Origin of the sequence: Pseudomonas sp. LFS074 (assembly GCF_047978165.1) — a bacterium.
GTDB classification, from domain to species: Bacteria; Pseudomonadota; Gammaproteobacteria; order Pseudomonadales; family Pseudomonadaceae; genus Aquipseudomonas; species Aquipseudomonas putida_P.
The window spans coordinates 2,638,493-2,662,109 of the sequence record NZ_JBFPFV010000001.1; the positions used below are offsets into that span (position 1 = coordinate 2,638,493).

At 65.4% G+C, this 23,617-nt stretch carries 19 protein-coding genes; 18 read left to right on the forward strand and 1 reads right to left on the reverse strand.

Annotated features, from left to right (window positions below):
* Positions 1 to 13: 13 nt before the first annotated feature.
* Positions 14 to 1,084, reverse strand: a complete 1,071-nt coding sequence (locus tag ACNQP3_RS12150) for an enoyl-CoA hydratase/isomerase family protein (protein WP_012272079.1) — start codon at positions 1,082 to 1,084, stop codon at positions 14 to 16.
* Between the two features lie 255 nt (positions 1,085 to 1,339).
* On the opposite strand from ACNQP3_RS12150, the gene mdcA reads away from it, so the two are divergent.
* The 18 genes from mdcA to ACNQP3_RS12240 all read left to right on the forward strand — a co-directional run bounded on the left by mdcA (position 1,340) and on the right by ACNQP3_RS12240 (position 23,616).
* A complete protein-coding gene (mdcA, locus tag ACNQP3_RS12155; protein WP_012272080.1) occupies positions 1,340 to 3,001 on the forward strand; it encodes a malonate decarboxylase subunit alpha in 1,662 nt (553 codons plus the stop codon).
* A complete protein-coding gene (locus tag ACNQP3_RS12160; RefSeq protein WP_060514172.1) occupies positions 3,001 to 3,906 on the forward strand; it encodes a triphosphoribosyl-dephospho-CoA synthase in 906 nt (301 codons plus the stop codon). The genes mdcA and ACNQP3_RS12160 overlap by 1 nt, the downstream gene beginning before the upstream one ends.
* 1 nt (position 3,907) lies before the next feature.
* On the forward strand, positions 3,908 to 4,207 hold the full coding sequence (locus tag ACNQP3_RS12165; protein WP_012272082.1) for a malonate decarboxylase subunit delta: 300 nt from the start codon (positions 3,908 to 3,910) through the stop codon (positions 4,205 to 4,207).
* Complete coding sequence (locus ACNQP3_RS12170) at positions 4,200 to 5,048, forward strand: biotin-independent malonate decarboxylase subunit beta (protein WP_060514171.1); 849 nt, start codon at positions 4,200 to 4,202, stop codon at positions 5,046 to 5,048. Before ACNQP3_RS12165 ends, ACNQP3_RS12170 begins: the two co-directional genes overlap by 8 nt.
* Positions 5,045 to 5,836 carry a biotin-independent malonate decarboxylase subunit gamma gene (gene mdcE / locus ACNQP3_RS12175; protein ID WP_264317080.1) on the forward strand — a complete coding sequence of 264 codons (792 nt, stop codon included), beginning with the start codon at positions 5,045 to 5,047 and terminating at the stop codon, positions 5,834 to 5,836. Before ACNQP3_RS12170 ends, mdcE begins: the two co-directional genes overlap by 4 nt.
* Before the next feature lies 1 nt (position 5,837).
* Complete coding sequence (locus ACNQP3_RS12180) at positions 5,838 to 6,452, forward strand: malonate decarboxylase holo-ACP synthase (protein WP_012272085.1); 615 nt, start codon at positions 5,838 to 5,840, stop codon at positions 6,450 to 6,452.
* On the forward strand, positions 6,449 to 7,369 hold the full coding sequence (gene mdcH, locus ACNQP3_RS12185; protein ID WP_264317081.1) for a malonate decarboxylase subunit epsilon: 921 nt from the start codon (positions 6,449 to 6,451) through the stop codon (positions 7,367 to 7,369). The genes ACNQP3_RS12180 and mdcH overlap by 4 nt, the downstream gene beginning before the upstream one ends.
* Before the next feature lie 100 nt (positions 7,370 to 7,469).
* Positions 7,470 to 7,892, forward strand: a complete 423-nt coding sequence (gene madL, locus ACNQP3_RS12190; protein ID WP_012272087.1) for a malonate transporter subunit MadL — start codon at positions 7,470 to 7,472, stop codon at positions 7,890 to 7,892.
* A 2-nt stretch (positions 7,893 to 7,894) separates the two neighbouring features.
* The gene (madM, locus tag ACNQP3_RS12195) at positions 7,895 to 8,659 is read left to right on the forward strand and encodes a malonate transporter subunit MadM (RefSeq protein ID WP_012272088.1); all 765 of its coding nucleotides are present in this window, start codon (positions 7,895 to 7,897) and stop codon (positions 8,657 to 8,659) included.
* Between the two features lie 196 nt (positions 8,660 to 8,855).
* On the forward strand, positions 8,856 to 14,690 hold the full coding sequence (gene mnxG, locus ACNQP3_RS12200) for a manganese-oxidizing multicopper oxidase MnxG (protein ID WP_012272089.1): 5,835 nt from the start codon (positions 8,856 to 8,858) through the stop codon (positions 14,688 to 14,690).
* Positions 14,691 to 14,708: 18 nt separating this feature from the next.
* Positions 14,709 to 16,685 carry a cytochrome D1 domain-containing protein gene (locus ACNQP3_RS12205; protein WP_012272090.1) on the forward strand — a complete coding sequence of 659 codons (1,977 nt, stop codon included), beginning with the start codon at positions 14,709 to 14,711 and terminating at the stop codon, positions 16,683 to 16,685.
* Positions 16,682 to 17,338, forward strand: coding sequence for an SCO family protein (locus ACNQP3_RS12210; protein WP_264317082.1), 657 nt, complete (start codon positions 16,682 to 16,684; stop codon positions 17,336 to 17,338). Before ACNQP3_RS12205 ends, ACNQP3_RS12210 begins: the two co-directional genes overlap by 4 nt.
* Positions 17,335 to 18,000 carry an SCO family protein gene (locus ACNQP3_RS12215; RefSeq protein ID WP_012272092.1) on the forward strand — a complete coding sequence of 222 codons (666 nt, stop codon included), beginning with the start codon at positions 17,335 to 17,337 and terminating at the stop codon, positions 17,998 to 18,000. Before ACNQP3_RS12210 ends, ACNQP3_RS12215 begins: the two co-directional genes overlap by 4 nt.
* Positions 18,001 to 18,197: 197 nt before the next feature.
* Positions 18,198 to 19,682 (forward strand): ABC transporter substrate-binding protein, encoded by a 1,485-nt coding sequence (locus ACNQP3_RS12220; protein WP_081337014.1) that lies wholly within the window; start codon positions 18,198 to 18,200, stop codon positions 19,680 to 19,682.
* A 12-nt stretch (positions 19,683 to 19,694) separates the two neighbouring features.
* Positions 19,695 to 20,336, forward strand: coding sequence for a SurA N-terminal domain-containing protein (locus ACNQP3_RS12225; protein ID WP_012272094.1), 642 nt, complete (start codon positions 19,695 to 19,697; stop codon positions 20,334 to 20,336).
* A gap of 249 nt (positions 20,337 to 20,585) precedes the next feature.
* Positions 20,586 to 21,119, forward strand: a complete 534-nt coding sequence (locus tag ACNQP3_RS12230; protein WP_041166482.1) for a response regulator — start codon at positions 20,586 to 20,588, stop codon at positions 21,117 to 21,119.
* Between the two features lie 60 nt (positions 21,120 to 21,179).
* Positions 21,180 to 22,853 carry a GspE/PulE family protein gene (locus tag ACNQP3_RS12235; protein ID WP_060494026.1) on the forward strand — a complete coding sequence of 558 codons (1,674 nt, stop codon included), beginning with the start codon at positions 21,180 to 21,182 and terminating at the stop codon, positions 22,851 to 22,853.
* The gene (locus tag ACNQP3_RS12240; protein WP_012272097.1) at positions 22,837 to 23,616 is read left to right on the forward strand and encodes a hypothetical protein; all 780 of its coding nucleotides are present in this window, start codon (positions 22,837 to 22,839) and stop codon (positions 23,614 to 23,616) included. The genes ACNQP3_RS12235 and ACNQP3_RS12240 overlap by 17 nt, the downstream gene beginning before the upstream one ends.
* Position 23,617: the final 1 nt, after the last annotated feature.

The window sequence follows — 23,617 nt, forward strand, 5'->3', positions numbered from 1 at the left end:
TGTACTCCCGGGCTCACAGGCCTTCGAAGAATTGGTCGACCCGCTGGCGCTGCAGCGCGGCCAGGGTCGGCGGGTTCCAGCGGGGCTGCTTGTCCTTGTCGATGATCAGGGCACGCACGCCCTCTATGATGTCGCCATGCTGGAACCACTGGCGGTCCAGGTGCAGCTCCATGGCAAAGCAATCGTCAAGGCCCAACTGGCGGCCCCGGCGCAGCATCTCCAGGGTAACCGCCATGGCCAGGGGGGAGCGGGTTTCCAGCTGGTCGGCGGTGGCCACCGCCCAGGCGTGGCTGTCGCCAATGCTCACCGCGCGCAGTTGTTCGACAATGGCAGGCAGGTCGGGCAGGGCGAAGAAGTGGTCGATGACCGGGCGCAGTTTTTCCAGTGGTGCATCGCCCAGCACCTGGGTGCCGAGCTTGGCCAGCAGGTTTTGCAGGTCTTTGAGCGGGGTGTCGCCAAACGTCAGCTGGTCCAGACCCTGGTCGAGGGCGGCGAGCTGGTCGCTGGCCAGGTACCAGTCGGCCAGGCCGCAGTACAGGGCGTCGGCTGCCTGGACCTGGGCGCCGCTGACACCCAGGTAGATGCCCAGCTCGCCGGGGATGCGCGACAGGAAATAGCTGCCGCCGACATCAGGGAAGTAGCCGATACCGACTTCGGGCATGCCCAGGCGGCTACGTTCGGTCACCACGCGCAGGTCGCAGCCCTGGGCCAGGCCCATGCCGCCACCGAGGGTGAAACCGTCCATCAATACCAGTATCGGCTTGCGGTAGCGGTGGATGACCAGGTCGAGGGCGTATTCCTCGACGAAGAAGGTTTCATGCAGCGTGTCGCCGGCTTTGAAACTGTCGTGCAGCGAGCGGATATCGCCACCGGCACAGAACCCCTTGGGGCCTTCGCCGCGCAGCACCACGGCATGCACATGCGGGTCTTCGGCCCACTGGTCCAGGTGCTGGCGCAGGCTGCGTACCATGTCCAGGGTCAGGGCATTGAGGCCGGCAGGGCGGTTCAGGGTCAGGTGACCGATCTGGTTGCGGACTTCGGCCAGGATAGTGTCGGTTGCCGAGGCATTAGCGTGCGCAGTCATTGCGTTCTCCCTGCTTTGTTATTGATTTTCCAAGTGAAGTCTGGAGTTCGCTGGAGGATCTGAGGATCCTGTCATGCGAATTTGCCTTGCACAATCGACAATTATGCAGGGGCATCGTGCATTTTTGCTGTGAGCCAGTCATCGGGCTGGGCGATTCATTAACCTGACCGTAACGAACATGCCAGTTGCTTGATTGATCCGCCAAGCGGCCCAACCCTAAGGTGGCCTCCACGACAGCGAACCTGTGGAGTCACCATGACAATAACTCAGAATCCACCGCCGCAATGGTCGCGACGGCGCGCCGAAAAGCAGCGCCGCCTCGATCGGGTCCGCCACCTTGCCGATGGCGTGGTGCTGCCCACCGACCGCATCGTCGAAGCCCTGGAGTTGCTGCTGGCGCCCGGCGACCGGGTAGTGCTGGAAGGCAACAACCAGAAGCAGGCCGACTTCCTTTCCCGCTCGCTGGCCAAGGTCGACCCCGGGCGCCTGCACGACCTGCACATGATCATGCCCAGTGTCAGCCGCGCCGAGCACCTGGACCTGTTCGAGCGCGGCATCGCGCGCAAGCTCGACTTTTCCTTCGCTGGCCCGCAGAGCCTGCGCATTGGCCAGTTGCTGGAAGATGGCCTGCTCGAAGTCGGTGCCATCCACACCTATATCGAGCTTTACTCGCGGCTGCTGGTCGACCTGATCCCCAACGTTACCCTGGTAGCGGGCTTCATGGCCGACCGCGACGGCAACCTGTACACCGGCCCCAGCACCGAAGACACACCGGCCCTGGTGGAGCCGGCCGCGTTCAGCGATGGCATCGTCATCGCCCAGGTCAACCAACTGGTGGACCGCGTGGATGACCTGCCACGGGTCGATATCCCCGCGTCGTGGGTCGATTTCGTGGTGGTTGCCGACCAGCCTTTCTATATCGAGCCTCTGTTCACCCGCGACCCGCGCCATATCAAGCCGGTGCATGTGCTGATGGCGATGATGGCCATACGTGGCATCTACGAGAAACATCAGGTGCAGTCGTTGAACCACGGCATTGGCTTCAACACTGCCGCCATCGAGCTGATCCTGCCGACCTACGGCGAGTCTCTGGGCCTCAAGGGCAAGATCTGCCGCAACTGGACGCTCAACCCGCACCCGACACTGATCCCGGCCATCGAAACCGGCTGGGTGCAAAGCGTGCACTGTTTCGGCACCGAGCTGGGCATGGAGGACTACATTGCCCAGCGCCCGGATGTGTTCTTCACGGGCCGCGATGGCTCGCTGCGTTCCAACCGCATGATGTGCCAGCTGGCCGGGCAGTACGCGGTCGATCTGTTCATTGGCGCCACCTTGCAGGTGGATGGTGATGGCCATTCCTCGACCGTGACCCGTGGCCGCCTGGCCGGCTTCGGCGGTGCGCCGAACATGGGCCACGACCCTCGTGGCCGGCGCCACGCGACCCCGGCCTGGCTCGACATGACCGTGCCGGAAACAATGCTGGAGCGTGGCCGCAAGTTGGTGGTGCAGATGGTCGAGACCTACCAGGAAGGCGGCAAGCCCACCTTCGTGGAAACCCTCGATGCCGTGGAGGTGGCCAAAAAGGCCGGTATGCCGCTGGCACCAGTGATGATCTACGGCGACGACGTCACCCACCTGCTGACCGAGGAGGGCATTGCCTACCTGTACAAGGCCCGTAGCCTGGAAGAGCGCCAGCAGATGATCGCGGCCGTGGCCGGGGTCACTGCCATCGGCCTGCGGCACGACCCGAAGGACACCCTGCGCATGCGCCAGCAGGGCCTGATCGCCTTGCCCGAAGATCTCGGCATCCGCCGTACCGACGCCAGCCGTGAGCTGCTGGCCGCGCGCAGCATCGCCGACCTGGTCGAATGGTCCGGCGGCCTTTACAACCCGCCTGCACGGTTCAGGAGCTGGTGATGAAGGCACAAAACCTGAATTTTGAAGCCACTTCGGTCCTTGTGGGAGCGGGTGTGCCCGTTAAGCGGCCAGCCCAGCCAACGCCAATCCCACTGCCAGACCACCTCGCCGACCTGGCTGTGGAAGCGCTGATCGACGAAGCCGACCTGTCCCCCAAACCCGGCCTGGTCGACCGCCGCAGCAACGGCGCTCACCACGACATGACGCTGGCCTTGATGCACGCCTCGGCACTGGCCCTGTGGCCATGCCTGCGCAACATGGCAGCTGCCGCCCAGTCCATCGGTACGATCGGCCAGCCCCTGCGCGCCACGCTGGGCCAGCTTGGCCGCGAAGGAGAAACCGCGATGCTGGCCGCCACCCAAGGGGTAAACACCCACCGTGGCGCGATCTGGGCGTTGGGCTTGCTGGTAGCCGCCAGGGCCCTTGCCCCTCAGGCCGACGCCGCCACCCTGGCCGCCCGCGCCGGGCGTATCGCCCTGTTCGACGACCCGGCCATGCCGCACCACAACAGCCACGGCCAGCAGGTGCGTCACCGTTACGGCACCGGCGGCGCCCGCGAGCAGGCACAGCAAGGCTTCCCCGCGGTTATCGGCCATGGCTTGCCGCAACTGCTGCGCAGCCGCGCTGCCGGGGCCGGCGAGCCGCATGCCCGGCTCGACGCGTTGCTGGCGATCATGGCCGTGCTTAGCGACACCTGCGTGCTGTGGCGCAGCGGCCCAGCCGGGTTGGCCGCCGTGCAGCACGGGGCGCGTGCCGTACTCACTGAAGGCGGCAGCGCCACCCTGGCCGGGCGCCGGCACCTGCGCCGGCTGGACCAGCAACTGCTGCACCTGAATGCCTCACCGGGCGGCGCCGCCGACTTGCTTGCCGCCTGCCTGTTCCTCGACAAAGCCGGGAGCCTGTGACATGGAAACCCTGACCTTTAATTTTCCCGCCGCCGAACCTGGGCGTGGCCGTACGTTGGTGGGCTGCGTCAGCTCCGGCGACCTCGAAGTGCTGATCGAACCCGGCACTGCCGGCAGCCTGCAGATCCAGGTGGTGACCTCGGTCAACGGCAGTGCAGCCCGCTGGGCGCAACTGTTCCAGCGCCTGTTCGAGGGCCGCGCCTGGCCGGCCGTGAACATCGACATCCATGACTTCGGCGCCACCCCAGGCGTGGTGCGCCTGCGCCTTGAGCAAGGCTTCGAGGAGATCGCCCATGACTGACACCGCACGCTTGCTGCGCAGCCGCAGCTTTGTCGAACTGGGTGCCCGCCAGCGCGCCCGCGTTGTGCTCGACCCTGGCAGCTTCCGTGAACTGCTGGGCCCGTTCGACCGCCTGATGTCGCCGTGGTTGCCGCGCCAGGGCATCGTGCCACAGGCCGATGATGGCGTGGTTATCGCCAAGGGCCTGCTGAACGGGCGCAATGCCGTGGTCGCTGCGATTGAAGGGGGGTTCCAGGGCGGCAGCATGGGCGAGGTGGGCGGCGCCAAGATTGCCGGAGCCTTGGAACTGGCCATCGAAGACAACCGCAACGGCATCCCCACCTGCGCCGTGTTGCTGCTGGAAACCGGCGGCGTGCGCTTGCAGGAAGCCAACCTGGGCCTGGCGGCGATTGCCGAAATCCAGGCTGCCATCGTCGAGCTGCGCGCCTGGCAGCCGGTGATCGGGCTGATCGCAGGTTCGGTCGGCTGCTTTGGCGGCATGTCCATCGCCGCCGGCCTGTGCAGCCACTTGCTGGTCACCCGCGAAGCCCGCCTGGGCCTCAATGGCCCGCAGGTCATCGAGCAAGAGGCGGGCATTGGCGAATACGACGCCAAGGACCGCCCCTTCATCTGGAGCCTGAGCGGTGGCGAGCAACGCCATGCCAGCGGGCTGGTGGACGCCTACGTGGCCGACGACATCGAAGCCCTGCGCGAACGCTTGCAGCAACTGCTGGGCCAACCTTCCAAAGACCGCGCCAGCCAACACGCCTGGTTCCTTGCACACCTGGCCCAGCTGGGCGACGACTGCCCGCAACTGGATGCCGCCGCCGTGCGCGCCCTTTACCAAGGAGAAACCCAATGAACCGTGCCTTGAACTGGCTGCTGGGCCTGGCCGGTGGGCAAGCCTTGCCAGGCTATCCTGCCTCGCTGCGGGTGATCGACGGCGAATTGGACAACCGCCTGGCACGCTTCATCGCCGTGGTGCCGGATGCCGACAACCCGTTCCCCCGCGCGCGCTCAGGCGAGGTCGGCCTGCTGGAAGGCTGGGGTTTGGCCAAGGCCGTGAGCGACGCGGTGGAAGCTGATCGCAACGGCCAGAAGCGCGCCATTGTCGCGGTGATCGACGTGCCCAGCCAGGCCTATGGCCGCCGCGAAGAAGCGCTGGGTATCCACCAGGCGTTGGCCGGTGCCGTGCAGGCCTATGCCCAGGCGCGGCTGGCCGGGCACCCGGTGATCGGCCTACTGGTCGGCAAGGCCATGTCAGGCGCCTTCCTGGCCCATGGCTACCAAGCCCAGCGCCTGATTGCCCTGGACGATGCCGGGGTGATGGTGCACGCCATGGGCAAGGCGGCAGCGGCGCGCATCACCTTGCGCAGCGTCGAGCAACTGGAAGCCTTGGCCGCCGAGGTGCCGCCGATGGCCTACGACCTGGGCAGCTACGCCTCGCTGGGCCTGCTGTGGCGCCGCCTGGCGGTAGACAGCGCCGAGACGCCGAGCAGCGCTGACCTCGCTCGGGTGCGTACTTGCCTGGTTGAGGCGGTGCATGACATCGGCAACTCGACTGACCTGACGTCACGGCTGGCGGGCGAAAACCGCAGTGCCTCGCGCCAGGTTCGTGAACAGCTGCGTCGTCAGTGGCAGGGCGCCTGAGATGAACGCGCCAAGGCCGCACGACCTGCTGTGGGGGATGCCTGTGTCGGCCTTGCCTGCCGATGCGCCGCAGTGGGCGCTGGACGTGCTGGCCGGTGCTCAGCCGGTGGTGGTACGCCGTGCCATTTGTGACCATGGCTGGGTGGCGGTCGGGCTGCGTGGTCAGGGCCGGACACAGCGTTTTGCAGCGTTGATGCGTCTGGTCGACATTCAGCGCCAGCAAGGCCCCGAAGCGCTGCGCGGGCCTGGGCAAAGCCCGTGGCCTGCGCTGCAGGCGTTGGCCTCGGTCGCCCCGGTGTTGAATGCCAGTGGCCTGGCCTGGGGACCAACAGGCGGGGCGGGGTACCAGATCGCTACCGGTATCGAAGTGCTCCATACCGGCAGCGACCTGGACTTGCTGCTGCATACGCCACAACCGCTGGCCCGTGCCCAGGCGCGGGAGCTGTTGGATATCCTCGACTGCGCGCCTTGCCGTATCGACGTGCAGCTGGAAACCCCAGCGGGGGCTGTCGCCCTGCGAGAGTGGGCCGGTTTCGCTCGCCGCGTGCTGCTCAAGTCGGACCATGGGCCACGCTTGGTCGGCGACCCGTGGGCGGCGCAGGAGCGCGCGGCATGAGCAGCCTGTTCGCCTTCCCCGGTCAAGGCGCCCAGCAGGTAGGCATGTTGCAGCGCCTGCCTGAAGGTTCGGGGCAGTTGCTGGAAGAGGCCAGCGATGTGCTTGGCCAGCCGGCGCTGGCACTGGACAGCCAGCATGCACTGCAAGCGACCCGTGCCGTGCAGCTGTGCCTGCTGTTGTTCGGTGTGGCCTGGGCGCGCTGGCTGATGCAGCGCAGCCCTGCGCCGGACTACGTGGCGGGCTTGTCGATTGGTGCCTATCCGGCTGCGGTGGTAGCGGGCGCCTTGGGGTTTGCCGACGCTGTGCGCCTGGTTGCCCTGCGTGGCGAGCTGATGCAGCGCGCCTACCCACAGGGGTATGGCATGACTGCACTCAGCGGCCTGGACCTGGCCAGCGTCGAGCGCCTGCTGAGCGAGGCGCCGGGAGAGGTGTACGTCGCCAACCTCAACAGTGAAAACCAGATCGTTATTGCCGGTAGCGATACTGCGATGGCTGCGGTCGCAGCCAGGGCGCGTCGCCTTGGCCAAGGTGCGGCCCGGCGCCTGGCAGTCAGCGTGCCGTCGCATTGCCCGCTACTGGCCGGCCCGGCGGCGGAACTGGCCAGTGCTTTCGCCACGGTCGTGCTGCAACGGCCACGTATCACGTACCTAAGTGGCAGCAGCGCACGGCCGATATTCGACCCACAGCGCCTGCGCGACGACCTGGCCGGCAACATGGCGCGGGTGGTCGACTGGCGTGCTACGTTGCGCAACGCCTATGAGCGCGGCGTACGCCTGCACCTTGAGCTACCGCCCGGTAGCGTGCTCAGCGGGCTGGCCCGCCCGGTGTTCGAACAGGGCAGGGTGGTGGCTGTGGAGGGTACCCGTTGGGACAGCCTGGATGCGCTGCTGCGCCAGGAGGTGGCCCAGAACCGATGATGGCAGGCTGATGCGCTCCCACATTGATCGCGTGAGCCGGGCAAGTGTGTTTACGAAGAACAACAACAAGCAACTTCGACACTATCTGAGGGCAACAACAATGATCATCTATGGTGTGGCACTGCTGGCAGTCTGCACGCTGGCCGGCGTTATCGTCGGTGACTTCCTGGGCGTGCTGCTGGGCGTCAAATCCAATGTGGGTGGGGTTGGCATCGCCATGATCCTGCTGATCTGCGCACGCCTTTATATGCACCGCAACGGTGGCATGAGCAAGGAGTGCGAGTTTGGCGTGGGCTTCTGGGGCGCCATGTACATCCCGGTTGTGGTGGCCATGGCCGCCCAGCAGAACGTGGTCACCGCCCTGCACGGCGGGCCGGTGGCGCTGCTGGCGGCGGTGGGCGCGGTGCTGGTGTGCGGCGCGACCATCGCCCTGATCAGCCGCAGCCATCGCGGCGAGCCTTTGCCCGCGCTTGACCCCACCCCTGAAGCCAGTGCGCAGGTTGCCCCTGCAGGAGGTCGTTGAACATGTGGCCCATCATTGAAAGTGCCTTGGAACACAACGGCCTGATCACTGCCTTCGCGGCGGTAGGCGCAATCATGTGGTTGTCGGTCGTGCTGTCGAAGTACCTGACCTTCGGCCGCGTGCACGGCTCGGCCATCGCCATCGTCATTGGCCTGGTCCTGGCCTGGGTCGGCGGCACCCTCACCGGCGGCCAGAAAGGCCTGGCCGACATGGCGCTGTTTTCCGGTATCGGCCTGATGGGCGGGGCCATGCTGCGTGACTTCGCCATTGTCGCCACGGCTTTCGAGGTGCAGGCCACCGAGGCGCGCAAAGCCGGCATGATCGGCGCGGTGGCGCTGTTGCTGGGCACTGTGTTGCCGTTCATTGTTGGCGCAGCGGTGGCTTACGCCTTCGGTTACCGCGATGCGGTGAGCATGACCACCATCGGTGCGGGTGCGGTGACCTATATCGTCGGGCCCGTGACCGGGGCGGCGCTGGGGGCCAGTTCGGATGTGATGGCCCTGTCGATTGCCACCGGGTTGATCAAGGCGATTCTGGTGATGGTGTTCACCCCTGTATCGGCGCGCCTGCTGGCGCTGGACAACCCACGCTCGGCGATGGTGTTCGGTGGGTTGGCGGGGACGGTGTCGGGGGTGACGGCCGGGCTGGCCGCGACGGATCGGCGGTTGGTGCCGTATGGGGCTTTGACGGCCACTTTCCATACTGGACTGGGTTGCCTGATGGGCCCGTCGATCTTGTACTTTTGTGTTCGCGGTCTGGTCGGCTGACAGCGAATTCGTGGGAGCCGCCGCATCGACATTAAACCCTGCGATGCGGCACCCCCCGATTCTGGGAAATCCGTTGGGGGATCCTCCCCAATCTGTTTCGGTTGATCTCATAACTTATTGATAAGGAAGAACATTATCTTCTGGCATACACCTTGCTGCAGCTCCCCGCAGAGTTCCTGTGTCCCGGAGGTGCAGCATGACTACGCCACGCAAAGGCCCCCTTCTGTCATCACTCGTTCTGGCCCTGCTGGGTTGGGAATCGACCAGCGAGGCGGCCGTGCAGTGCCAGCGCACCTTGGTCGCCAACGTGGTGGCACTGGACCAACCCCTGATGTTCAACCGCCTTGGTGCGCAAAACGCCAACGGCATGCTGTTCGCGCTCCGCGAGGATGTGGTGGACGACAAGCAGGTGCCGCTGAGCAAAGGCGGGGCTGCGGTACCCGGCAAGGTTACGCTGCGCCCGGACAAGCGCCCACGGCCGATCGTGCTGCGCGTGGCTGCCGGTGACTGCCTCACGGTCAACCTGACCAACCTGCTCGATTACCGGGCCAACCCCAACAAGCACGGCATCGAGGCAGAGGGGCCCGAGGGTGAAGAGGTGGAAAACGAAGCGGATGAAGGCTTCGTTGCCGACGAACAGGTGGCCGAGCGCATGGTCGGCTTCCAGGTCAACGGTATGCAGGCGGTCAATAGCATCGCCGACATTTCTGCCTACACCGGGCGCAATGGCAACTTCTTCGTCAGCCCCGGCAGCACCCGCAGCTACACCTTGTATGCCGAGCGCGAAGGTGCCTTTGCCGCTACCAGCAAAGCCGCCACGTTTGGCGGTGAAGGCACGGCGGGCAACGTTGCCAATGGCCTGTTCGGCCAGGTGGTGGTGGTGCCCAAGCTTGGCCGCACCTACCGCAACACCCTCACCGAAGAAGAAATGCGCCTGGCCACCACTGGCCGTACTGCCACCGGCCAGCCGGTGATCGACTACGAAGCGCGTTACCCGCAAGTAGAACCATGGATCGCTGAAGGCAAGGCCGGCAAGCCGATCATAGCCATGGTCAACGGTAACGAGATCATCAACAGCGAAACCGATGCCATCGTCATGGGCCCAAACCCCGACGGCAGCTTCCCCAAGTCGACCTACCCACTGGAAAGCATGGGCAAGCGCAACCCGGCGCTGCCCAACCGCCTGGAGGCGTTCCGCGACTTCGCCTCGCAGTTCGCCGACGAGGTCGCGGGCACTCAGGCGTTCCCCGGCTACTGGGCGGACCCTGTGATGGGCCATGTACTGGAGCCGACGCGTGACTCCTTCATGATCAACTATGGCTCCGGTGGCATGGGCGCCGAAGTGGTGGCCAACCGCCTGGGGGTGGGCCCGATGCACGACTGCCTGTCGTGCGCTTACGAAGAGTTCTTCCTCAGCGCCCATACCGTCGGCGACATCGGCACCCTGGTGGATGTGCCGGCCAACGTCGGCCTGGAGCACATCCGCCCAGGCGAAGTCCCGCCGGCCAGTGCCGTTGGGGTCAAAGCCAGCATGGCCCTGTACCCCTCGGAACCTGCCAACGTGCACCACAGCTACATCGGCGACTTCACCAAGTTCCGCAACACCCACAACGGGCATGAGCAGCACATCTTCCACCTGCACGGCCACCAGTGGCTGTTCAACCCCAATGACGACAACTCTGACTACATCGATGCCCAAGGTATCGGCGCCGGTGTCGGCTACACCTACGAGATCGCCAACGGTGGTTCGGGCAACCGCAACCGGGTGGCCGGCGATGCCATCTACCACTGCCACTTCTACCCGCATTTCGCCCAAGGCATGTGGGCCATGTGGCGGGTACACGATGTGTTCGAAGAAGGCACCCGCCTGGAGGTGAGTGGGCAGGGCGAGAATGGCTTCCACAGTACGCCATTCGCCTTGCGTAGCGGCAAACCGGCAGCGGGCGCTCGGGCGCTACCCGATGGCGAGATCGTCGCCGGCACGCCGATCCCGGCCATCGTGCCGCTGCCGGGCAAAGCCATGGCACCGATGCCTGGAAAAGTGGTGGTGGTACCCAAACTCTCCGAAACGCTGGTCGCTGCCAATGACGATGATGACGACGATGAGGAGGGCGATGACGACCACGCCAACCAACCCCCCGTGCGCAAGGCTGTCGGCTCGCTGGCATTGGTCGATCGTACCGAAGCCAACCGAAATGCCGACGGCACCCTGAAAAACCCAGGTTACCCATTCTGGATCGGCGGCATGGAAAGCAGCGTCGGCAACCGCCCACCCACCCCGCCGCTGGACATGCTCGACCCGGCCCTGGCCCGGCAGCTGAAAGACAGCGGCAAAGCCCTGTGGGCCAACCTGGATGCGAACCAGGTCGATGGCTGGGACGGTGGCCTTGGTCGCCACGCGCTGGACGGCGTTTCGGCCGGCGGCGAAGCCGAGACCACCACCACCAAGCTGGACTTCACCAAGGTCGTGCACAAGGCCAAGCCCATCTACCTACCGGAAGAGGGCACCGATGTCGAGCAGGCTGCCATGCAGTTCCACGCCATGGCCGAACACCCCAGCTATGCCCTGATCCCTGGCAGCCAACCCGTGGCCAAGGCATTCCGCACCAACGGTGCCTTGCCCACCGCCGGCGCACCGTACTACGAACCGTGCATGGATGACCGTGGCAAACGCTTGACCCAGTCTTCGGGCGTGGGCGAGTTCTTTAGCGGCGAGAGCCCTACCGGCCTGAACTTCCGTGGCGCTTCGGCCTTTACCGCCGACCGCCCACGTATCTACAAAGGTGCCAATATTCAATTCGACGCGGTGTACAACAAGGTCGGCTACCACTTCCCACAGGCACGCATCATTGCCCTATGGGAAGACGCCTGGCCGGTGATTACCAAGCAGCGCCCACCAGAGCCACTGGTGATGCGCATGAACACCTTCGACTGCACCATGTACCAGCACACCAACCTGATCCCGAACATCTACGAGATGGACGACTACCAGGTGCGCACCCCGACCGACGTGATCGGCCAGCACATCCACCTGCCTAAATGGGACCTGACCGCTGCCGATGGCTCGGCCAACGGCTGGAACTACGAAGACGGCATTCTCTCGCCCGGCAGCGTGGTCGAGCGCGTACATGCCATCCGTGCCTACAACGGCTGCACCGAGGGCGATAGCCGCGACGGTACCGCTGCCTGCCCGAAAGCCAAGCAGCACCCGTACTTCGGCCGCTTCGGCCGCGCCGACTGGCTGGGCGCACGCACTGCCATGCAGCGCTGGTTCGCCGACCCGCTGGTGAACGTGTACAACGTCGACCGTGGCCTGGGTACCATCTTCACCCATGACCACCTTGGCCCATCGACCCACCAGCAACTGGGCCTGTATGCCACGGTGCTGGCCGAACCCGCTGGCTCCACCTGGTACCACGCCGAAACCGGTGAGCAGCTGTACAACCCGGCCACGCGCCAGGATGGCGGCCCGACCTCGTGGCAGGCAGTGATCCAGACCGGCGACCACGATGGCGATGGCAAGAACGATAGCTACCGCGAGTTCTTCCTGGAGTACAGCGACTTCCAGCATGCTTATGAAGCGGGTGTTTACGTGGGCGCAGGGCCAGACGGCATCCCCAATGCCCAGTCGTACCCTGCCACCGCTGACAGCTTCCGCTACGCCATCAACCCCCCAGTGCGCGGCAAGGCGTCGAACCTGCTTGAAGCCATCGTCGAAGAACGTGGCGGTATCAACCCTGGCTGCCCAAGCCGGCCATGCCCGCAGGCGATCTCGGTGGACGACCCAGGCATGTTCGTCGTCAACTACCGTAACGAACCGTTGGCGCTGCGCGTGTACGACCCGAACAAGGTCGGCCCGGACGGCAAGCGTGGCATGCAGGCCGACGGTCTGGCCGGCGACCTCAGCTATGCCCTGCAAACCCGTACCGACCGCGCCATCCCGGCGATGAACCTGTCGCCTTCAGCGATCACCTCGGCGGTTGGCCCTACCGGCGGCACCACGCTGTTCCCGCCGCACATCAACAAGGCTGGCGCCGAACCGGGCGACCCATTCACCCCGTTGCTGCGCACCTACTCCGGTGACAACGTGCGTCTGCGCATGCACGCCGGGGGCCACGAAGAAGAGCACAACGTCACCCTGCATGGCGTGAAATGGCTGCAGAACGGTACCGGCTTCGGCAATAGCTCCAACTCGGGCTGGAAGTCATCACAGATGATCGGCATTTCCGAGCAACTGGGCTTCATGGCGCCGGTGTCGATGATCTCGAGTTCCGCAGCCACCAACGGCGACTACCTGTATTCGCTGGACGCCGCCCTGGAAGGCTATTGGAACGGTATATGGGGCATCATGCGCAACTACACCGTGCAACGTGCCGACCTGTTTGCGCTGCCTAACAACCCGCAACCGGTGGCCATGCGCAACACCGTGAACTTTGACGGCATCTGCCCGAAAACCACGGCCAACCCCAACGGCATCGGCACCCGCACCACGGTCAAGCGCAACTATGAGATTGTCGCGGCCCTGGCCAACGACATTCTCGAAAACCGCAACGGCGTCAGCATCAACGACCCGGCGGGCATCGGCCAGCACGTGGGTGGCGCGCTCAAGGCCAACGGCGGCACCCTGGTGTTCAACAGCCGTAGAACCGCCATCCCGCTGGTGAGTGGGGTAGACCCCGAAGATGGGGAACCTTTCACCATCGGTGGTCACAGTGCACCGCTGCATGACCCGACCGCGATCCTGTATGTGCGCAAGGCCGACCTCGATGCCAGCACTGGCAAGCTCAAGGCAGGTGTCCCGGTAGAGCCGCTGGTACTGCGCGCCAACGCTGGCGACTGCATCAGCATCACCCTGGAAAACCGCCTGCCACTGGTGATGCCAGACCTGCCAAGTACCGCCGTGATGCACAACGTGGTCAAGCGTGACCGCTTCGGTAGCGAGGGCTCCACCGCCTTCGCCAACAACCTGATGCGGCCGTCCAGCCACGTGGGCCTGCATGCCCAGTTGCTGGCCTACGACATCACCAAGTCAGACGGTGCCAACGTTGGCCTGAACCCGGTGCAGACCGTGCCACCCCGTGCCGGCACCAGCGGCGCCTACCCAACCAAGGTGTACCAGTACTACGCCGGCCACCTGGAGCGTGAAGGCAAACCGGTGTCGCAACTTGGCCGCACCGTGGACAACATCAACACCACGGCCATCGAGTTCGGCGGCCTCAACCTGACCCCGTCGGACTTCATCAAGCAGCCGCAAAAAGGCCTGGTGGGCGCCATGAGCATTCTGCCGCAAACCGCCACCTGGACCGAAGACACCGCCACCCGTGCCCAGGCCACGGTGAAGGTCAGCGGCCAGCCAGATTACCGCGACTTCGTCACGGTGTGGCAACGTGCGCTGAACATGCGCTGGGCCGATGGTCGCCCGGTAGAAGGCATCAATACCGAAGGCAACGGCGCTGCCGGTGACCCGCAGGACAACGGCAACATGGCGGTCAACTACAAGACCGAGCCGTTGTGGCTGCGCTTCGGCATGGCCCCCGACTCGCCATTCGGCCGCGCCAATGGCCTGGGCTTTGGTGATGTGCCCAACGCCCACATGGCGTACGCCAACGCCTTGGTCGGTGGCGACCCGCAGACCCCGGTGCTGTACGCCAAGCCTGGTCAGCCCGTGCGCAACCATATCGTGATGCCCAGTGGGGGCAGCCGCGGCATGGTCTACCAGCTGGACGGGCACATATGGCCACTGCACAACTACCAAGCCGAGAAGAGTGATGTGGACGGCTACCCGATGAGTCTGCCGGGTATCGGTTCGGTGCGCTTCGGCAACAACCCGATGGCCATGTACATCGGCGCGCAGGAAAGCGTACTGCCAGCGGCGCACTTCAGCTTCATGCTGCCCAGTGCCGGCGGTGCCAACGCGGTGGCGGGTGACTACCTGTTCCGCGACTACGCCGCCTACGGCAACCTTTCGGGGCTGTGGGGAATCTTGCGGGTGACCAACGAAGCGCCGCCGGCAACGGCCCCGGCGCAGTGACGGAAAAGGAGCGCGAGCATGAACAAAAAGACTCGCCCTGCTTACTTGGGGGTAATGTTGGGTGTGGCGCTGATTGGCCTGGGCGTGGCGTATGAAAAGCTCTGGTGCGACCCGCGCGAGCTGTTGCAGGAACCTGCCGACCCGCAGGCCCTGCACCGGCTCAGCCGGGACGGCGTCACCGTGGAGTTCGAAGCCCGACCGTTGGCCGGCGGGGAGCTGAAGGAAGGCAGCTTCGCCAACATCCGTTTCAAGCTCAGCGACCAGAGCAGTGGCCAGCCGCTGTCGGGCATGGCCCCAGGGGCGTGGATCGACCCCGCGCAGTCGGCCCCGTTGGGTGACCGCGAGCAAAGCTGCAAGGCGCGGGTCGCGCTGTTTCTCAAGAGCAGCATCGGGGCCCGGCCGCTGCTCGACCTGAACAGCTACTTCCTGCTGATGCTGAACAAGGACGCCAGCCTGACCGTGATCGACCCGACTGTGTCGGTGGGCGGCGTGACCAGCACCATGGCCCGCATCGACCTGCCCGGACGGCCCATGGACTGGGTGGCCACCAGCGACGACAAGCAGGTGTTCGTGTCGATCCCCGAGCGCGGCAAGGTGGCGGTGATCGACACCGAAACCTTCACCCGTGTCGCCGATCTGGACGCCGGCGACCAGCCGCTGCGCGTGGCCTTGCAGCCGGACCAACACCGGCTGTGGGTTGGCAACAACAGCAGCGACCCGGCCAAAGGCGGGGTAACCGTGATCGACGTGCCGGGGCGCAACACCCTGAAAAGCTTCAATACCGGCACCGGGCACCACGAAATCGCCTTCAGCGCTGACTCGCGCTATGCCTACGTCAGCAACCGCGACAGCGGCACCCTGAGCGTCATCGACATCCCGGAAATGCGCCTGGCCAAGACCATCAAGGTTGGCCCGCACCCGCTCTCGGTCAGCTATTCGGCGCTGTCCCAGGCCGTCTACGTGGTCGATGGCGAGGAGGGCAGCGTGCGGGTCTTCGACGCCCGCAGCCATCAGCTGCGCCACACGGTCAAGGCCGAGCAGGGCCTGGGGCCGATGCGCTTCAGCAGCGATGGCCGCTACGGCATCGTGCTCAATACCCTGGAGAACCAGGCGCTGGTCATAGATGCCAGTACCGACAAGCTGATCCACCACATCCCGGTGGCGGCCGAACCGTACCAGCTGACCTTCACCAAGGGCTATGCCTACATACGTGGCCTGGCTTCGCCCAAGGTCACCATGATCAACCTGTCCAGCCTGGGCGAGGGGCGTGCACCGATCGTGCAAGGTTTCGAGGCCGGCCCGGCAGCGCCGCGCCAGGCAGGTGACCTGCCGCTGGCCCAGGGGCTGTCGGTGTCACGCGATGACAACTCGGTGTTCGTGGTCAACCCGGTGGACAACACCACCTACTTCTACGCCGAAGGCATGAACGCGCCAATGTCCGGCTACAACAACCGTGGCCACCAGGCCCGCGCGGCCATCGTCGTCGACCGCAGCCTGCGTGAAGTGGCGCCTGGGGTGTATGGCTCGACCGTGAAGCTGCCCGCCGCCGGCAAGTTCGACGTGGCCTTCCTGCTCAACCAGCCGCAGATCATCCATTGCTTCAGCACCGATGTGGCCGCAGCGCCCAATGCCAGCAAACGCAAGGGCGCGCGTGCCGAGTTCATCGGCCTCGACCAGCCTTTGCCGCAGCACAGCGACTTTACCGCGCGGGTGCGTATCGTCGGCGACGACGGCCAGCCACGCCTGGGCCTGAACGACCTGAGCCTGCGCTACTTTCTGGCGCCATCGTCGATGCCGCGCAACCTGCAGCTGCAAGAGGTGGGCGAGGGTGTGTATCAGGCGGCGCTGAACCTGCCTGAAGCCGGCGCCTGGTACCTGCATGTGCAGTCGCCCTCGCTGGGGCGCAAGTTTGCCGAAGAAAACTACACCAGCCTGCGCGTCCTGCCGGCTGCAGCGACCAACGCTTCCCAGACTGACGTGAGGAATGTGCGATGAACGCCAAGCATGCTTTCACACTGTTGGCCCTGAGCCTGGCGTTTGCCAGCAACCTGGCCCTTGCCCACGCCGGTCACGACCATGACGGCCATGGCGCGCAACCGCCAGCGGCTCGCCAGGAAAAGACCAGCGTGCGCTTTGCCGATGTTTCGCTGCTTAACCAGGACGGCATGCCGGTACGCCTGGAGAAAGACCTGGTAAGCGACCACCTGGTGGTCATGGGCTTCATCTACACCAGCTGCACCACGGTGTGCCCGGTGGTGTCGTCGATCATGGGCAAGGTCCAGCAGCAGCTGGGTGGCCGGGTAGGCGAGGAGATCCACATGGTGTCGATCAGCGTCGACCCTCAGCGTGACGATGCCAAGCGCCTGCAAGACTACGCCAAGGCCTTCCAGAAGGGGCCGGGCTGGAGCTGGCTGACCGGCACCCCGTACGCCGTCACCGAGACCCTCAAGGGCCTGGGTAGCTTCAGTGCCGACCTCAGCCAGCACCCGCCGCTGATCCTGGTGGGTGACGGGCGCAGTGGGCACTGGACACGTTACTACGGCTTCACCGACCCGGCGGTACTGATCGAAGAGATCAACCGCCTCAGCGCCCGCCGGGTGCATGCCAAGAGCACTGCCATTGCCGACCGTCACGAGGTGCAACCATGAGCACTGCAAGCTCCCGCCGCGCAAGCATGCGCGGGTTCGACTGGCTGGTGCTGGGTGGTTGCCTGTGGATTCTGGCCTCGGTGGCCTTCGCCCACGAAGGCCATGCGCCACAGGCCCCCGAGCCGCAGCCGGCGCCGCAGGCGATGACCAGTGGTGGCGGCACCCGTGATGCCCAGACCTGGTTCACCGACACGGTGTTGAAGGACCAGAATGGCCGCGAGCTGCGCTTTTACAGCGACGTGCTCAAGGACAAGGTGGTGATGCTTAACGTGATCTTCACCCACTGCACCGACGCGTGCCCGCTGATTACCCGCAAGTTGCGTGAAGTGCGCGAAGCGATGGGGCCGCAGCTGGCCAGCCAGGTGACTTTCGTGTCGATCAGCAGTGACCCGCTGAACGACACCCCGCAGGCATTGAAGGCGTTCGCCGAGAAGCAGGGCGTGGATGGGCCGAACTGGCTGTTCTTGACCGGCGACAAGGCCAATGTCGACCTGGTGCTGGGGCGTATAGGGCAGTTCCTGCCCAGCCCTGAGCAGCATTCGACTCAGCTGATTGCCGGTGACGTGGCCGGCAAACGCTGGAGCAAGATCCGCCCGGATGCGCCACCGGCGGCGATTGCCCAGCGCATGCAGCTGTTGGCTCAGCCACTGGCAGGCCGGTGATTGCCATGGTGCGTTCCCTGTGGAGTCAACCTCTGAGGGGGCAGCCTTTGTGGGAGCGGCCTTGCGTCGCCAAAGGGCTGCGCAGCAGCCCCAGCACTGGCAGCCTTGACCCCGAAAGTGGGGAGCGTTGCGCGCTCCTTTTGCGACGCAAGGCCGCTCCCACAGGGCTTGCGATCTGCTTGGCATGCTTGCTGGGCATGTCGCCTTTTGCCTCTGCACTGGACCTCACCGACCACGAGCAAGCCGGCAAACGCCTGTACCGCGAAGGTGTCTCCAGCAGCGACGCCCAGCTGCAAGCGCGGGTCGGCGCCAGCGATATGGCGGTGCCCGCCAGCGTACTGCCCTGCGCCAGCTGCCATGGCAACGACGGCCGTGGCCGCGCCGAAGGCGGTGTGCGCCCGCCCAGCCTCGACTGGCAACGCCTGGCACTCGGCCAGGGCACACGCGAGGCCAACGGCCGCAGCTACCCTGCCTATACCGACAGCAGCCTGGCCCGCGCCATCCAGCATGGCGTCGACCCGGCAGGCAACCGCCTGGACCCGGCCATGCCACGCTTCGAACTGACCCTGGCCGACCAGCGCAACCTCACCGCCTATCTGAAGCGGCTAGCCCAGGAACGCGACCCAGGTGTGGAGGAGGGTGTGCTGCGCCTGGGCACCTTGCTGCCCGCGAGCGGCCCGCTGGCCGAAGCCGGGCAAGTGATACAGGCCGTGCTGGAAGATGGCCTGGCGCAGCTCAACCAGCAAGGCGGCATCCACGGCCGGCGCTTGGAACTGGTAGTGCTTGACCCAGGTTTCGATCCCGCCAGCGCCGAACGCGCCTTGCACCAGTTGCTGGAGCAAGAGCGGGTGTTCGCCCTGGTCACGCCATTGGCACCGATGCTCGACCAGCGCCTGACGACCTTGTTGGCGCCACAGAACGTACCGCTGATTGGCAGCACCCCACGCAGCGGCGGCAGCGCACAAATCTTCGACCCGCTACCCGGCCTGCCCGAGCAACTGCTGAGCCTGGCAGGCCATGCCCGTACAACGCTGGGGCTGGCCGCGGATGAGCTGCGCGTGGTGTATGCCGGCAACGAACAGGCCGCGTTGGCCGAGCAGGTGCGCGAGCGTTTGCTGCAGCAAGGCTGGGCGCCACCGGCCATCCAGGCGTTCGACGGCCAGGCGGTGGACGGGCAGGGCATCGTCTTCCTTGGCCGCGCCCAGGCCTTCGCCGAGTTGGCGGCGGCGTTGCAGGCGGCGGGCCGCCAGCCTTATCTGTTCGCCGCTTCCAGCCAAGTGGCCGGTGCGGTGGCACGCGTGCCCGAGCAGTGGTCGCAACGGCTGTTTCTGGCCTACCCCTACGTGCCGGAGGATTGGACCGAGCAAGGCCTGGCAACCCTCGCCGGGCTGCAGCAGCGCCAGGGCCTGGACCCACGCCAGGCGTCGTTGCAGGTCAACACGTTGTGCGCGTTGCAGCTGTTGAGTGAAGCGCTGAAACAGATTGGCCGTGATGCCAGCCGCGAGCAGCTGATTGCTGCGCTGGAAGGCCTGCACGATGTGCCTACCGGCCTGACCCCGGCGCTGGGCTTCGGCCCCGGCCGCCGCCAGGGCATGGCCGGGGCCCATGTGGTGGCGGTGGCCCTGCCGGGGCCACGCTTTACTGCGGTCACACCGTACCGGCCTGTGCCGGACACCCCCTGAGCGGAGGTTGCCATGCGTATCGTATTGTTGTGCCTGTTGCTGGTGCTGGCCAGGGCGAGCTGGGCCGATGTGCCGGCGGCGCGGGTCAATGGTGTGGAGATCGAGCTGTTGCGCCTGGAGCGCTACTTCAGCGAGTACCTGGACGCCCAGGGCCGTGCGGTGACCAGTATCCGCAACCCAGGCCTGTACAAGCGCCTGCGTGACCAGGCGCTGGACGAACTGATCGACAAGGAGCTGTTGTGGCAGGAAGCGCAACGCCAAGGCATTGCCGTCAGCGATGAACGGGTGTCGGCGCACGTCGGTGAAGTGGAAGCAGCCTTTGGCAGCCCGGCGGTTTTCGAACGGCGGCTGGCAGAGGCAGGCTTCGATAGGGCACAGTACACTGAATACACCCGGCAGGACATGGCAGCCCAGCAGGTGTATGCCCAGCTCAGCGCAGTCGACGCGCCGAGCCAGGGCGAAGTGGAGGCATTCTATGATGCCAACAAAGAAAGACTGCAAGGAGCGCAGAACCAAAGTGATAACCCTTCGGTCATACGCGAACAGGGCCTGGTCTTGGCCAGGGCTACGCTCATCGGTCAACGCGAGGCGCAGGCGCGCCAATCCGTGCGCCAACGTTTGCGCGAATCCGCTAAAGTGGAGATCGCCGACTGAGGCCCACGATGGCGTTTCCCCCAATGCTGGGGAATTAAGGTTTGGCAATGTGCCATCATTCCCCCCGCTTGTGGGGAACCGGTTGGGTGCGCGTGCTCAGCGTATTTCGGGTGCTGGCCGGCACCCTTGGCAAATCAGTGACTTACAGCGGTGCAACATGACTATTCACGCCTGGCACGAAGCCTGCTCAAGCCTTGTTAAGGGCGCACTTCGCAGACCGGGTAACCGGGCAGTTTTTAGGAGTCGACCTTGGTGAACAGAGTATTGGTAGTCGATGACGAACAGACTCTTGCGCAGAACCTGCAAGCGTACCTGCAGGCGCAAGGCCTGGAAGTTCATGTTGCCCACGACGGTGCCAGTGGTATCGAACAGGCTGAAAGCCTGGCACCGCAAGTAGTTGTGCTGGATTACCGCTTGCCCGACATGGAGGGTTTTCAGGTTCTGGAGGCTGTACGCAAGAACAGGCAATGCCACTTCGTGCTGATTACCGCCCATCCCACCGTCGAGGTGCGTGAGCGGGCCGCCGAACTGGGTGTGAGTCATGTCCTGTTCAAGCCGTTCCCACTGGTGGAACTGGCCCGTGCAATCTTCGACCTGATGGGCATCGAGCGCCGGCGCAGGGCCACGGACAACCCGGCAGAAGGGTTCGTCGAACGACGCCAGAACAGGAACGAATCGTTCCCCCTGCAGTTGTACGATGGAAGCTGGGTATTGGCCGACCGCCGCCGTAATGGCGTCAAGCCGCCAGGGCCCGACGACGATCAACTGCTCACAGGGGAATAGCGGCGCCCGCACCCCTGGCCGAGCCAGCCTGCGACGCGCCCCTGAGCGGAGTCGCAGGCCATGTCAGAAGCATTCGATGCAGCAGTATCAGCCTACCCCCGCGACCTGTTGGCCCAAGCCCGCCTGCAAGCCAGTGATGAGCGCCTGCTCAATTGCCTGGAACGCCTGGCCTGCGACACCCCCGATACCTTCACCCGCCGCCTGGGCCTGACCCTGCACTACCCGGTACTGGACAGCCACACCCTGCTGGCCAGCAACCCACGCTTCGACAAGGTGTCCCTGGCCCAGTGCCTGAAGCGCGAATTCGTGCTGATCGAGCAAAACGGCCAGTTGCTGGGCGTGTTCGCCGACCCCTTCGACCACACCCGCCTGGCCTGGATCGACGATGTGCTGCAAGGCGCGCCGCTGTACCTGGCCCACGCCGCCGAACTGGCCACCTTTCTGGCCCGGCACGAAGAAAGCTTCCATGCAGTCGATGCCCTGGACCACGACCCCGAGGCCAGCAGCGAAAGCGACCCGCTGCAACGCCTGTCACTGGCCAGTATCAGCGAAGACCAAAGCCGCGTGGTCAAACTGGTCAACTCCACCCTGTACGATGCGCTCAAGCTGCACGCCAGCGACATCCACCTGGGCATGACCGGCCAGGGCCTGACCATCAAGTACCGTATCGACGGCGTGCTCAACGGTGCCGGCAAAGCCAGCGGCAGCGCCTTTGCCGACCAGGTGATTTCGCGGATCAAGGTCATGGCCGAGCTGGACATCGGCGAAAAGCGCGTACCTCAGGACGGGCGCTTCAAGGTCGCCGTGGGCGATCGGCAAATCGACTTTCGGGTGTCGATCATGCCCAGCATCTTCGGTGAGGACGCCGTACTGCGGGTGCTCGACAAGCAGGACTTGTCCGACCGGGTCAGCGGCGTGCAGTTGCAAGCCCTGGGCTTTGCCGACGAAACCCTGCGCGCCCTGCGCCGGCTGGCCGCCGAACCTTACGGCATGATCCTGGTGACCGGCCCCACCGGCAGCGGCAAGACCACCACCCTGTACGCCATGATCAGCGAGATCAACCACGGCGTGGACAAGATCATCACCATCGAAGACCCGGTCGAGTACCAACTGCCCGGCGTGCTGCAGATCCCGGTCAACGAGAAGAAGGGCCTGACCTTCGCCCGTGGCCTGCGCTCGATCCTGCGCCATGACCCGGACAAGATCCTGGTTGGCGAAATCCGCGACCCCGACACCGCCCAGATTGCCGTGCAGTCGGCGCTCACCGGCCACCTGGTGTTCACCACCATCCACGCCAACAACGTATTCGACGTGATCGGCCGCTTCAGCCAGATGCAGGTCGACCCCTACAGCTTCGTTTCCGCGCTCAATGCAGTGCTGGCCCAGCGCTTGATTCGCCTGGCCTGCCCGCACTGCGCCACGGCCTGCGAACACGATGACGACACCCTGTATGGCTCGGGCCTGACCCGCGAGGCCGTAGCCGGTTGGACCTTCGTGCGCGCCCAGGGCTGCGGCCAATGCCGGGGCAGTGGCTACCGCGGCCGCAGCGCCATTGCCGAACTGCTGCACCTGGACGACGACCTGCGGCAAATGATCGTGGAGCGCCGCCCCCTGGCGCAAATCAAGACGCTTGCCTGCCAGCGCGGCCTGCGCCTGCTGCGGGCCTCGGCCCTGGACCTGGTCCGCGATGGCCGTACCACCCTTGAGGAGATCAACCGTGTCACATTCATCTGATCGTTTCTGCGCTGTATTGGGCGCCGAGGGTGTCGGCCTGGGTCGCTGGCACAATAACCACCACCAATGGCTGGGTAGCCGTGAGTTCAGCTGCGATGCCGCCCAACCGGCCTGGGCAGCCGCCGTCGATGCACTGGCCGCGCTGCTGGCCGAGCATGCCGTACGTGGCGCCCAGTTGCGGGTATTGCTGTCGGCCCGCTACAGCCGCTTCTGCCTGGTGCCCTGGAGCGATGCCATCGGCCACCCCCGCGAACTGGATGCCTATGCCCGGGCCTGCTTCGAAAACCTCTACGGGCAGCCCTTGGACGACTGGCGCATCGTGCTGTCGCCTGAGCCTGCCGGTGCTGCCCGCATCGCCACGGCGCTGCCCGAAGCCCTGCTGCAACGGCTTCAGGCGCTGGGCCGGGAAAGCCGCCTGAACCTGCGTTCGGTGCAGCCGTACCTGATGGCCGCCTACAACCGTTGCTCGCCGCAGCTGGAGCAAGGCGACTTCCTGTTCGTGCTGGCCGAACCGCGCCGCAGCGTGCTGCTGCTGGCTGCAGGTGGGGCCTGGCAGCAAGTGCTGGCGCAAGGTTGTGCCGACAGTGACCAGGCCCTGCAAGCGCTGATCGAGCGCACCTGCGAGCTGTACGGCGAGCACCTGCCACGGGTGTACCTGCATGCCCCAGGCCGGGGCGACGTGCCGCAACTGGCGGCGGTGCAGCTGTGCCAGCCGGCCAGCGAAGCCGACCCGCTGTGCGCCATGTGGCGGGCGGTGGCCTGAC